The sequence below is a fragment of the Ruegeria sp. C2 genome, from assembly GCF_056537765.1.
Genome location: NZ_JBQFRZ010000010.1, coordinates 39,313 through 52,144, shown reverse-complemented (window position 1 = coordinate 52,144; position 12,832 = coordinate 39,313). Strand labels below are relative to the sequence as shown.

The 12,832-nt window shown below is 50.0% G+C and carries 7 protein-coding genes and 1 pseudogene; 4 read left to right on the top strand and 4 right to left on the bottom strand.

From position 1 onward, the window contains the following. Nucleotides 1-721: 721 nt before the first annotated feature. Nucleotides 722-1,354: a hypothetical protein gene (locus tag ACR0IV_RS19470; RefSeq protein WP_480734427.1), complete on the bottom strand. Its 633-nt coding sequence runs from the start codon at nt 1,352-1,354 to the stop codon at nt 722-724. A 1,786-nt stretch (nt 1,355-3,140) separates the two neighbouring features. Here ACR0IV_RS19470 and ACR0IV_RS19465 point away from each other — a divergent pair. The 4 genes and pseudogenes from ACR0IV_RS19465 to tnpA all read left to right on the top strand — a co-directional run bounded on the left by ACR0IV_RS19465 (nt 3,141) and on the right by tnpA (nt 8,557). Further along, nucleotides 3,141-4,211, top strand: coding sequence for a helix-turn-helix domain-containing protein (locus tag ACR0IV_RS19465; RefSeq protein ID WP_480660391.1), 1,071 nt, complete (start codon nt 3,141-3,143; stop codon nt 4,209-4,211). Between the two features lie 963 nt (nt 4,212-5,174). After that, nucleotides 5,175-5,405, top strand: coding sequence for a hypothetical protein (locus ACR0IV_RS19460; RefSeq protein WP_480660393.1), 231 nt, complete (start codon nt 5,175-5,177; stop codon nt 5,403-5,405). 2,259 nt (nt 5,406-7,664) lie between these two features. Next, complete coding sequence (locus ACR0IV_RS19455) at nt 7,665-7,925, top strand: hypothetical protein (RefSeq protein ID WP_480660397.1); 261 nt, start codon at nt 7,665-7,667, stop codon at nt 7,923-7,925. A 211-nt stretch (nt 7,926-8,136) separates the two neighbouring features. Further along, nucleotides 8,137-8,557: pseudogene (gene tnpA, locus ACR0IV_RS19450) on the top strand (IS200/IS605 family transposase). Nucleotides 8,558-8,561: 4 nt separating this feature from the next. Here the strand turns inward: tnpA and ACR0IV_RS19445 are convergent. The 3 genes from ACR0IV_RS19445 to ACR0IV_RS19435 all read right to left on the bottom strand — a co-directional run bounded on the left by ACR0IV_RS19445 (nt 8,562) and on the right by ACR0IV_RS19435 (nt 12,828). Continuing rightward, nucleotides 8,562-10,697 carry a polysaccharide biosynthesis tyrosine autokinase gene (locus tag ACR0IV_RS19445; RefSeq protein ID WP_480660399.1) on the bottom strand — a complete coding sequence of 712 codons (2,136 nt, stop codon included), beginning with the start codon at nt 10,695-10,697 and terminating at the stop codon, nt 8,562-8,564. 174 nt (nt 10,698-10,871) lie between these two features. Then, nucleotides 10,872-12,287, bottom strand: coding sequence for a polysaccharide biosynthesis/export family protein (locus ACR0IV_RS19440; protein WP_480660401.1), 1,416 nt, complete (start codon nt 12,285-12,287; stop codon nt 10,872-10,874). Then, entirely contained in the window at nt 12,277-12,828 is a 552-nt protein-coding gene (locus tag ACR0IV_RS19435; protein WP_480660403.1) for a YjbF family lipoprotein, read from the bottom strand. The genes ACR0IV_RS19440 and ACR0IV_RS19435 overlap by 11 nt, the downstream gene beginning before the upstream one ends. Between the last annotated feature and the right edge of the window lie 4 nt (nt 12,829-12,832).

The window sequence follows — 12,832 nt, the reverse complement described above, 5'->3', positions numbered from 1 at the left end:
CGGAAGACTCGTCGCAAAGCAACCGGACGACATAGAGGATGTCGAGTTCGTTACTGGAAATGGACTCGAACCCAAGATCGCGTTCCATGGTTGCGAGAAGATCTCGAAGACGTGCAACGGTCGTAATTTTAGTACTATCTACCATGCTTCTTCACTATCGATCACAAAAACTTTCCGCAGAAATAAAGCGGCCTTAGGTATTTTGTTTCGGCCAACCTTCAGCATATCCCAGCCAATGTCAGTCGCTTCTCGCACCAAATAGTCCTGTTTCAATCTTGTCAACGCATGTAGCCAGCAAAAAAACTGCAACTACTGTTAGAACTCACGCGTAGACTTTTCATTTAGTAACCTTGTTAGCTTGCAACGACGAACAGTGTTCGTTGCAGGTTGTCTAGTGCCGTTACGTATGTATCGGTTAGCTACGTGAGTTCAAAAAGTCAACCTGATTGCTTAACATCAGGACGACCGCATTGTTACTTAACTGACATAGATGCACACATTTAGCGGGATTCGCGAACAGATAGAGGCCGATTTCTGGAGCAATATACGAAGTGAAGAACGCTTAGGTTTATAGAGCAGGCCGTCGTGTGCGTCTGGTCACCATTTCTAGAAGTCACTAGGACTATTGTTGGGGAGGTTGTTAAAATCCGATCTCTTTTAAACCAACCGAATGCTCCGATCGTTGAAAAATACGCCGCAGCCAAGGGCGACATCGATTTTGTCATTCTTTTGACGATGCCAAGACCTCAGATCGTTCCTTCAAACGAAAATAGATCAAGAACGATAGAAGAAAAACAACGGCACCAACCGTGTCGCCTAGTACAAAAAGCAAGTTAAAGAGAGTAAATTCCAGAACAGAAACCGGATCATCCTGAACCAATAGTATTGAACTCGCTGTCAACAGTGAAGATATAGTCAATATGACGAATAAGAAGCGCCAAGCATTCAGATCGCGTGATTGTAAAAAGTCGAAGCCGAGGAGTTCGAGACTGAATTTAACTACTGGAGCTGCTAGGATGTAGATCGCTACAATCACGATATTGTTCCAGTCATGGAGATCATCCAGGAAGTACTGGTGTAGGATGATACTCGTTGGCAATATGTATAAGATTGCCCACCAACCAAACATCCATGCAGCTAATGCTTTGATAATAGAAGGTAAAAATAGTAGTGAAGGTGTCATGAACAGCATATTATTAAGCGCATCCGACATTAAGTATAGCTGAACCGGATACGTCACAAATATCGTAAGCAATATCGCCGCTCCGTTTAAAACGCTAAACTCAATTAGCCGACGGAGATGTGTATTGACGTGCCGCAGCCTGCCAGCCTCGAGTAGCGTTGCCAAAGTCATTCCGTTCCCACATGAAAATAGTCAAAGAGACTTTAAAGTACTAATCCGGGACAGAATTTTGTGCAAGTCGATGATCACGAAAGAATTCATAATGTCACAGTGATTGCTGAAAGTATGGATGTAGGGCTCAAGCGTGTTCGAATGCCCAAACGAGATCGCAGCGCGAACTTTCGACGCGGCTTCTTCTGATTGAATGAAGCTCTTCGATTGGCCGCTGAATGGGACATGGACCGCCTTTCGTCTTAGGTTCATGGCTGGAAGTTGGTATTGGTCGGAATACCTAGGCATGAATCGAGTTGTTGGCGCGTCTGGACGTCTTAGTTGAGAGTGATGGATCTTGAACAAATCGCTTATGAAGCTAGGGGCGATTACGTAGGGTAAACATGCAATCAGTATGACTTGTTTCGCGCGACGGTTGTCGTGTAATATTTTTTTACTCTGCTTCCTTGTGAAGACAACAATGTACTATACCCGGCTAGAGTGAGTAATGATTGATCAACTTGTGCAGAAGATGACGTTGGCTTCGTTGCCCTCGCGTACACAATCCAACCGTCCTGGAGCGCCGTCCTTGAGCGAAGTTTCTATCGCTGCGGTTTGCAGCCCTGGAGTGGTGTGCGATTTCTACCAACCAATGGGGTTTCATGGTTATTGAGAGCAATTGCGGGCACGAACTGATGACCGAAGACAGGTTCTTTACTACTACTCTTGCCAGGGCCAGAGAGCTCTTGGGGACATTGGAAAAAGATCTGGGGCTTAGTTCTTTGAGTGATGATGAGCTAAATGTTCTGCGCGCCGTGCGTCTGATTTGTGATGCTCAACCAGATCAGTCTGCTGACTATTCCTCGGTGGAGTCTCACGCCTTGACTTGTAGAATTGACAGACGGAGCTTAGAACCCTTGCTTCGATCATTGGTTGACAAGCGTTATCTCGAAACAACAGCTCGACAAGGCTGGTCTAGTTATCTTGTTCAACCAATGAGACTTAAAGTCTAGTCAGCCGTTTGCCTCGAATGTGCTCATCGAGGTTGCATTGCAGTCCGATTTAGTCAACGCGCGTCGTGTAGTCGAAAGTTCGTGAATTAGCTCTGCGAGGCACGCGTCCGCGCAGAACCATTGGTTTTTTATACCAGGTGATTGAGAAGTGCTTCAAAGCAATTGGTGTCAAAATGACTAAATGGCATCAGGTTCGGACTTGAAGAGTCTTCGGCACTGCCGTTCCTAAACCCGAGTTTCTGTATTCACGCGGTTACGTATTAACAGCCTGTGTAAAATGATGTTTACCGTTACGTTGCGTGAGCCGGAGCTAAGTCCGCTTACAAAGCTGTAAATCACTTCTGGCTTTGAATTTCTTGAGTTGGACGTGCCTAAGTTGATCCAAGCAATTTGGAAGTTCATCATGTTGAGACGGGCTGCTTTGTAGGCAGATGGACTGACATAGTGTTTTGTCAATGGGCTCGATGGTCGGTCGTCCCAATATTGTAAGATTGATGTTTAATCTGAAGCAGTGAGTTTGCAATTATTGGTCATCGGATGGAAAGCAGTGAATGATAAAATAACAAATTAAAACAAGATAATAGGCGTACTTCATAAGTCCAAACTGGATACTTCAAGGCAAGAAACAGGGGCTTTGTAGCCGCGGCGCACACAACGGGTCACGTTCAAGTCTCGACCTCACTGCGATTAAGTGGATGAATTCTTAATAAATGCTCACATTGACTAATATGCTATGGTTCTGTATCGAGCATCCGCAACTGAGCGCTGTCTTCCTCATCAATTGAGTGGTCGTTGTGATTACACAGAACAATAATGTCGAACTACCGCACTACATTATTGATCCACCGGAACACCTGCGTCGCGACACTATGGAGCAGTGGAGGAATCTGCGTAGCAAGTTTTTTAGTGCTACCGGGCTAAACGGTGACTTTGCCGACAGCAGGCTAAAGGCAACGGTATATCGGGTCGACAATCTGATAGTTGCGGAGGCATGTGGCCATAATTTGCTCTGTGTCCGAAACAGACGCCATCTTCAGACCGACTTATCGGGTTTTGTTGAACTCTTGTCGATACACGAGAAGTCATCGAATCCAGCTGAAGTTGTTAGGTTCAACGGTCCATCCCAGGGATCATTGATGCTCAATGACTACTCCCGCTCATTGACCAGTATCTATAATGGCCAGAGGCAGCTTAAGATTCTTTTTCCTCATTCTGCCATTGGTTATAAGCGGGATTGCATGCCTGCAAAAATCGGTATTGATCGTGACGGTACCATCGGACGTATTCTTCATTCTGTTTTATCGACCTTGTCGATTGAATTGCCAAATGCCAAGAGCGAGGATGCTGAAGCGATTGCGTTAAGCTTGTCCAGTTTGGTTCGTGGACTACTCGCTGGCGGTGCTTCGTCTGACACTGAAAAGCTTATTCAAAATGCCAGAGCCCAATCGATGCGCGACTATCTCGAGCAAAATCTGCGAGATCCGGACATTGGAACAACCGCCTTAGGAAATGCCTTTGGCGCGTCTAGGGCAACTATATATCGTGATTTTGCAAAGTATGGTGGTGTCGCAAACTACATCAAAAACAGGCGCTTAGAGCGCGCATTTGTGGAACTTACAGAAGCTGGTCGAACGTTGGGATCAGTAACCAAGGTGTCTGAACGCTGGGCATTTGCATCTCTCTACCAGTTTAGCCGTGCGTTCCGCAATCATTTCGGTGTCACGCCGAGTTCAGTTGTTGGAGTCAGCACAGAGATCGGATTTGAGGATCGGAGTGTTGACTGTCAGGTTGGACAGGTGGATCGAGTTCCAAGAAGAGACCCAACCAACCTGGAGCTGTGGCTTTCGCATCTTGGCTCAAAGTAGCGCATGTAGGTGGTAAAGACTTTAGGATGGATGGAGTTTTTGATCGTTCTTCAAAACTGTTTTATCGCAAGGAGCCAAGTATGGGTCGAGCGAGTTTTTTGAACTGTCTCCACAGTGTCGTACGTCGCATACGTCACCTTTTGTATAACTATGCGCTGAACTAGAGTGCCACTTAAGGAATTAAGCACTGCCCGCCACCGCTAGAAGCAGGTACCTATTTTCCAGGCAAAGCTTCCAGTTTTCTTCTTCGCGATCATCGAAAGTCGCGGTTCAACAGGTGTGTGCCTCAGGTACATCGCCTTGTTCTAGACGTGGTTTGGACGTACCGGGAGATGCAGGAGCGGTTGACGGGTCCTCGCTGGCATCGTGAAGGTTTAGCATAGTCAGTTGGGAATTCTAGTTAAAGGCGCAGGCTCGTACTTCGGTTTGGTTCTTGTGCACAGGGGGTATTCCTGAACATTAAAGCGATGTAGTTGAGGCCGTAGGTCTAGAAGTCTTACCGTCTTCCTACCCAGTCTGACATGCGACGTTCAACTCAACGCATCAAGTTAAGAGTGTAGTTGTTACAGAGGCTTGAGAGGGATATGAGCTGCGTATTGTAATACAACGTTGATTGATGCCAACGGTGACGGCAGATTAGAGATCGCTGGCAGTAACATCAAAAGCATTTGCTGCGACGCTTGATCCACCGTTTGCGAGGGCGACGAGTAAATCAGGCTGTTGTGAACTGATGAATCGCTTGCGCTCAATTTGATATAGGTATCGACTTAGAAGCTTTTGTTGCTTGAAGGGTAACAGGAAGGCTCCCAAGACATGAAGGGGGAGGCTGTGTGCCGAAAATCGCGACAGAGTGGACCAGAGCCCAATGAGACTCCAGAACCGCGATTTGAGTCAGCCTCCCCCCAACTGGCCGTATGGAGCCACGGCCAGTCCTGGGGTTTGATACGGGTCTTGGTGTCTTCCATGACTGATCAAACCAAGGTGGAATTTGGATTTCCATTGAAGCTAGAAACTGTGCTGGGACTGACTTGGCACACCTTGACTGGCGTTAGTGACGTATTCATCAAACTCGGTGTCAATTCTTGTCCTCGAGCGTTTGTTCTCTGGGTGGATTTTTGTGGGCTCAACACTGGTTTCCTTAGTGCGCATTTAAATACAATAGGTTACTCAGCAGAATTTGCATCAAAAAAATAGTCACACTGACTATTTTATTAAATCTGATTTCATGGAACAGACACTCACGCACTCTGTGGGTCAAATCAGCGTCCGTTATCGCCAATCTTTCACTGCTGCTTAAATGAACCGGTAATGACAGGAGTGTTCTAGCTAAAAAGGGTCGAAGCTGTGAAATCAGCGCATGATATCGACCAGCCGCCGATGTGTTCAAAAAGGGGTTGTCAATCGCTGGGCAGCGATCGATGCGATGAGTTTAAATTGATGTGGTCTGACCTCTAGAGAGACTTGCTGCTTTTAAGCTTAAATTGCCCGTCGATGCAGAGGCCAGGCCGATGGACCTGAAGCATGAAAAACAACTCTACTAAGCAAATGCTGCATGCGCCTCATATGCGGTTGTGAGTATTCGCTACCGCTATTGGCCCCTGAGCGTTTTTCATGTACTTCAGGCTAAAAGAAGCATAATGACTAAAAAATGTTGAGTCTTGAATTAGGGGGTTTGCAGCGGGTGTAAGATAGGTAGGGGCACTAGATGTCATGATAATTTTGTTATTAGTTGCTTTTTTGTGTCAATGATCATGAAAAGATCAACTGCTACACTGGCTCATTGGGTCAGAAATCTAAAAGCAAGAAAAGACATTATGAATGGTATGATCAGTCTAAGCGCGAGAACTAGGTGTGAGACTTAGGTCGCAAGACTTGAAAACTCGATCAACGTGGAAGCTATCTCAATGCGGCTCAAGCCATCGACAGTAGCAAGTTATAGTGTAGGCTCACCTTTCCCACACAGCGAGATCATTCCGCTCTGGGAAGGAGATTTTGGGTTCTTATTTGGCGGTAGCATAGTGTTTGCTATGTATAGAGACCCGCCTTTTACTAGACAATTTAGTGAAAGGGCGGATGCTAATTTCATTCAGGCCGTTCTTGCCCAGCCGCCGGTCGAATGGCCAATAGTCTCACTGGTTTTCAGACCAAATCTCTTTGTATCCAACGTAGTTGTAGCAGACCCAAACTCAATCTGTGAATTTGGTGCGACCGATAACTCTTGCTTTCACTGTATGTTGATAGATAGGCCGACGAACATACTAAGAGAACACTGTATGTTTCCAATAAGTGAATCTACTAAAAGTTATGTTCTGGAATGTCTAAAACACCATCCCAGGGTTTCTCTAGCGACCGCTCTTGTGGCAGCGGAGAAAATACCTTCGATTGATAGGCTTACCAAAGGACGAACCTGGATCCGTGTAGAAGGGCAGGGCAATTTCCTGGAAGCCCGAGGGGATCTATTGCGATCTTTGCGTGATTAATAGCTACGTCCTCATGTATGTGAAAAGAGAGAACATGCTTGCAGCAAGCCATCACATCGAGAAATTGAAGCCACTCGACGCATGTCAGCTGGTCAGCGCGCTTTGATGTACCCCCCCAAACGGCTGACGACAACGCCGCTTAGTCAAGAGATTATGAATCGGTTGGAAACTGCAGATCAATCGCACTGAGGCTTTCAATGTTGGTCGATCTGCAGGGTCAATATCTTAATTCTGCAGCTGGTACTTCAATTCTCAAGTAAAAACCATAATGACAATATTATTCGTTCTTGGCATGGACAGCATGGCGGCGCGCTTGTAGGGTAGTCTAATATCATCGCCGCAGCCGTAGACACCACATGGGTAAGCGAATTGAAAAGCTCCGCTTCGAGATCACCTTCCACGGTGCCAGGATCGGTGTCTGCAAACACGTGATTGCGCGCTCAACAGAAGAAGCGGCCCTGATGCGCCTAAAGGCGGCATACCCTGACCAGCGCCTTACTGTCATAAACGTTCGGAAATTGGTGCGGTTCTATGATGTTTCGGGCAGGGGACAAGGGTCATTTGGAACAAAAAACAACCTGATAGATGGTGGGAAAATCAAATTTCAGTCTGACAAAGTATCCGCAGGGAGACAGCTGCGAATCGTCACCTAAAATCTCGCGGGATGGTGCGTGCTCAGGGTGAGAAGTCCTTTCAGGCAAGGCATGCTGATCGTTCTCTTCATGGTACTCAGTTAACTATCCCAGGACCAAACGATCGCTTAGCAATGCCGCTCAGATACATGACTCCATAGCCATTTATGCTTAGGTCTTAATAGATCCGCTGTGACACAACATGATTGACGTTGCAAAAGCGTCCTTAGAGTGAAAAAAATCAATATGAAAAAAAATTCGTAAAAGTCCGTGTCTTTGTTGTTCTCTGTACGAGCTCGCCGTGGTATCAACTAGCTATGATCAAGTTTTGGAGGCTCCGGATGATTAGAGCAACAATGCTAATACTGGTTCTTTCAACCACAAGCGTTCATGCGCAGGACGCTGGCACAGCTGCCGCGGGTCAGAGTGGCGCAGGCGCCGCCGGAGGTGGCGCGGCCGCAGGTGCGACTACGGCTGGCGTGGCTGGCTTTGTACCGCTTGTTGCCCCCGCGATTGGCATAGCTGCAGCCGTTGTGGCCGTAGCAGTCGCTGGTGGTGGTGGATCAACAAACAGTACCACAAGCACGACTGGCACCAATTGAAGTCTGGTTGCAATCTAACCCATATAGCGCACTACTAGTGTGCCATGGTCTTCTTCGGGTTGATTGAGGTTTACCTTTAGTGTCTGCGTATTGGAGGAAACCTTCCGACTTTCAGTCGCCCCTGTTGCGGCTTTAAGGATGGTGTGATGACCTTACCCTCTAGAAATGAGCCACAGTCGTTTGGAAGGCTGCTTTTCCAGAATGTAAGGTCATGCAATCTGACACCGGCAAACACTCTGCGTTTTTAATCACTGCTACCAATTCGTTTGGTTGACCATGTATCGTTACAAGGTTCTGACTGGTCACGTGCGCCTGTGGGTACGAGACATCATTCCTCAGGTGTTCCGCGAGAACGGAGACAATATCTAGCGCGGTGTGCTGTCGAGCGATCATGTCCACATGTTCGTGTCTGCTCCGCCGAAGATCGCCATCTCCGATCTGGTGTGCAGGAAGAAGGGCTGTTCGTCCCAAAAGGGGTGCGAAGAGAATTCAATTAGCTGCGTAGGCTCTTTCGGAGGTGCCGATTCTGGGGTAGGGGATAATTCTCAAGGACCCAAGGGGCAATCACCGAAGACTTCGTTCTGCATTATTTCAAAAACTACATCGCCGTTCCTACCAACGCCAGTCGGTAGTGGCTCAGTTACTGTAGTATTTGCTTGCGTAGTTACCATATGAATAACCATACTGTTTAGCCTTTCGGGCGTTGATCTGAGACAGAATAAGACCGGTGAGGCGCTGGTTATCTTGGTGAAACAGGCGCATGGTTTCGGTGATGTCTTGTCTGGCCGTGTCGTTCCATTTTACGGTCAACAGCACCGCATCCGCGTTCCGCGCGATCAGACGCGCATCAGACACGAGCAGGGTGGGTGGTGTGTCAATCAGAATAATGTCATAAAGCCTGCGCATCTCTTCCAGAAACTGCCGGAAGCGTTCTGAGGCAAACAGATCCGCGGCATTGGCCGAGGACTTCTCGCCAGCAAGAAGGTCACAGCCCAGCAGCGGGTCCTGGAAGATCGCCTCCTGTGCAGTGGCATCACCCGCCAGGACCGACACGAGCCCCTTCCGAGGCACTCCGTTCAGTTGCGCCGTCATTGTAAGTCGACGAATATCGCCATCAATCAGCAGGAGCTTTTTCCCGATCCCCACAAAGTTCTGTGCCAGCACCAGCGCGTTTGTGGTCTTGCCTTCGCCCGGCAGCGAAGACGTTATCGCCACAACCTTTGGGGGGCTGTCCACATTAGACAACATCAGCGAGGTGCGCAGGTTGCGTACAGCCTCGGCCGTCGCCGAGGAAGGTTTGGCGGCCAGATACTCCAGAACTTTTCGGCGTCCGCTGGCGGGAAAGGTTGGAATCTGACCCAGCACGTTATACCCAGTCTCGCGCTCCAACTCCCGAGCGGATCGGTAGTTTTCGCGCTGCGCCTCGGCCAGCAGCACGATGCCTGCGCCCAGAACCGCACCCACGACGGCAGATAGTGCCAGACCCAACGTCTTACGCGGTGATGTTGGGCTGTGTGGGATCACAGCGCGTGACAGCTGTCGGCTATCCGCTTTCTGAATCCCCTCTTGTACTGCGGTTTCTTTCAACCGAGCCAGGAAATACTCATATAGCAACCGAACCGCTTCGGCTTCGCGTGCCAGCTGTTGTAGCGTGATCAGATCTGCATTCTGTAGCGCGATCTGACCATCCAGATCTTCGGCCGATTTCGTCAGGGTCTGAACCTGCTCCGCGGCCCGCTGCGCCTCAAGTACTGTTCGAGTGACCAGGCGCTCAAAAGCGGCGTCGAACTCAGCCTCAGCGGTCTCAGATCCTCCAATTTGCGCAAAAAGACGCCGCAGCTGCAGATCCTGGCTTGCCTCGACCTGCGCCGCGCGGTCGTCCGCGGCCACCAATCTGTCGTATCGGGCCTGTGCGGCTGTCCGGGTTTTCTCGGCCGACATGCTGAGTTCGCGCAACTCTTTCAGTCGGATCTCTTGCAGTTGCAACGCTTCTGGCGAGGTTAGGGCTGTTGTAGCATTGAATTCGTTGACCTTCGCTTCAGCGGTTTCCAGTTCGACCTGCAACTCGGCGGCGCGGTCCGTCAGCCATGCAATTGCCTGTTCGGTGGCTTCGAGTTTGACTTCGATCTGGTTCTGCACATACAGCTCGACAATCGTATCGGCGATCAATGCTGATTTCTGTGCCGATTCAGTTTCAACCGTTACCTCCAAAACATAGCTTTGAGGCAGGTTACGCACTGAGATCTTCTGGAGTAACGACGAGATTACGCTGTCCCGTATGCGCTGCTCGGCCAACTCCTCCGGCTTCTGGTCGGAGGGGCTTGCATTGCCAAGCAGGGATTTTAGGAATTTCTTTGTCCCATCGAACGTCGAGGTTGGCTTAAGCGCTCCGTTAAATTCGGGGTCCGAGTCCAACTCCAACTTGTCCACAACCCTGCCCATCAGGTCCCGCGACCGTAGCACCGCAAGCTCTGAATTTACTTCGGCCGTATCTCCCGCAAGTCCACTCACCACGCTCTGAAGATCAATAACGCTGGTCTGTTGGGTTTCCAGCATGACAACTGCAGTGGATCGGTACAAAGGAACAGCGACAACAAACGCGTAATATATCCCAACCAAAACCGTTGCGGCGGTCGCCAGTGCAATGATCCACTTACCGCGCCACAACGTGCTCACCAACTTGGTTAGGTCGATCACGTCGTCTTCGGTGACGTCATCCACAGTTCCCGAGGTGGGGTTGATGTATTCGTCGTGTATCGGACTTAGCTTCATGTCGGATATCGACTCCCGTATGATGAATTGCGTAACACTGATGCGCTCACTACATGACCCTGGTCCCAAAAAGGCTTCAGAACTCTCAATCCAGGCACAATCGACACCACCTAAACAGTCCTATTGGCTAGAACACGAAAAGCACAAACCAGGACAAGTGGGCGGTTTCTATATCTAGTTTGCGACCGCATTGATGGGCGTTGTTAGAATAGACGGTGTGATCTGGCTGATGGTTCTACCCCATCGCGTTACTGGGTTTTCGGCGATGAAGATTATGTCGTTGTTGCGCAGTTCGAATTGTGCTGCGAGTGTCAGGTGCGCTGCATTTCGGGTGTCGAGGTGCCAGGCTGTAACCGCACCAAATTCGCGTGGATCTTGCGCAGCGCGAAGTACGTAGACCTCAGAGGCATCGCCGGTTTCCTTGGCCACGCCACCACCAGTGCCATACAGTGCATCAGCGAGGGTGGCGTAGTGATTAAAAGGCAAGGCATAGCGTCCCTGTTTGACGACCTCGCCTGAAAGATAGACGTAGTCGCGTTCGATAGCATCCAGCTCAATAGACTGGAGGAAGTTCTCACGGCGTTCGGCAAGATCTTCGCGGCGCAGATTCACGGCGAGGTTCAGCTCTTGCAGCGCGATCTGGCGGCCTTCCAGCACGGTATTGCGTAGCTGAAGCTGCTGGGCGAAGTAGCGTTCAGCGCGGTCTAGATCATAGTCGGTGTCAACAAAAACAGAGTCATTTGCGATTAGGTTGAGGTTTTGCAGAGCAGTGCTCGAATACAGATCTTCAAGCGGGATCTGATACACCTGACCGTTGCGATAGATCCGGACCGAGCCGTTATCTATGTCTCTGACCGAAACAGACCCTGCCGCAGACAAAGCCTCGCCAAGAGTCAGTTGCGTCAGCGTAATCGGTTGAACCCCGGGATTGCCCACGGCACCCCCCACCGACACACGTCGCGAATTGAATTCGGCGATCTCAAGGCTGAAAGTCGGGTCGATTTGGTTTTCTACCAGGCGTTGGAATATCAGAGCCTCTGCCTCGTCGACGGTTAAGCCGACCAATGGGACGCGCCCAACATCGGGGATGTGAATTGAGCCGTCATCTTGTACCGTATAGCCGTTACGGCTGTTTTGCACAGTAAGAAGGGCAGACAGTTCTCCTGCAGTCCCTTGGGTGGAAGGGATCGATAGCACCAGCACGTCGCCGACACCGATTGTATAGGGGCCAGAAATCACCTGTGGTGGCGGGTCCAGTTTCAGCCTAGCGCGCGATCCGTCCTGAGTTGATGGTGCCTGCGGCAGCGTGCCAGTGCCACGCATGCTGGCGCTGGATCCGGACCCGGCTGAAAGGGCGAACACCGAGGGCAGGGTTTTAGGAGAATAGGGCGAACGGTTGGCAACCAGAACGGTTTCAGGCGTCACCATGATAACACGGACCTTGCCAGCATCTGAAACTCCAGCGGTGACCGAAGAGCTACGATAAATGGCCGAGCATCCGGCGGTTAGACAAGCAAGGGCCAGAACACTTAGAAGAAGTGGGACAGTGCGCACAGTATGTCCTTCGTTGCGTAAAATATTAAACGTCATGGGGAACGGTCCTTATGAACATGTTGCCCAGAAAACCACCAGTCCATTGGGAAGACTGCACGATGCGGCCGATGTTGTTCTGCACCCAGTAGACGTTGGTGAAACGCTCCGTCACACCGTAGCATTGTTCTTGCCTTTTCTCCGTCGCGACGGGGTTTCCGTCCAGAAAAACTATCTCGGAACCCAGCGAGGAAATCCGGCATTTGTAGGCCTGTAGCTCGATCACATCGTTGCCGTTGAGAAAGCTGTGAAACCTTTCGACTTGGCCAGAGCTACCGTTCAAGATCAGATGTGCGCTTTGGCGTACATCCGAACCGCTTAGGCCCCCGCCAAAGCCCAAAGCCGAGGTCAGCATGCCTTCCTCCAGTGTAATGGTTGCGCCATCCGCAGTCAGCCATGTCTGGAAGCCGGCACGCTCGGCCTCGAGCAGCATGACCCCGCTGAGATCGCGGGTGGGGAAGCCTACCTCAAGCTGAGGCGGAATCGGTCGGCGCGCGGCCAGTGCCGCAGCGCGCGGGTGAAACCCTGGCGCGTCTGGCAAGACT

What these genes read in the sequence shown, in the direction of transcription:
- ACR0IV_RS19470 (WP_480734427.1), bottom strand. Translation starts at nt 1,354, where the DNA reads ATGACTTTGGCAACGCTACTCGAGGCTGGCAGGCTGCGGCACGTCAAT.
- ACR0IV_RS19460 (WP_480660393.1), top strand. Translation starts at nt 5,175, where the DNA reads ATGACTGATCAAACCAAGGTGGAATTTGGATTTCCATTGAAGCTAGAA.
- ACR0IV_RS19455 (WP_480660397.1), top strand. Translation starts at nt 7,665, where the DNA reads ATGATTAGAGCAACAATGCTAATACTGGTTCTTTCAACCACAAGCGTT.
- ACR0IV_RS19445 (WP_480660399.1), bottom strand. Translation starts at nt 10,697, where the DNA reads ATGAAGCTAAGTCCGATACACGACGAATACATCAACCCCACCTCGGGA.
- ACR0IV_RS19440 (WP_480660401.1), bottom strand. Translation starts at nt 12,287, where the DNA reads ATGACGTTTAATATTTTACGCAACGAAGGACATACTGTGCGCACTGTC.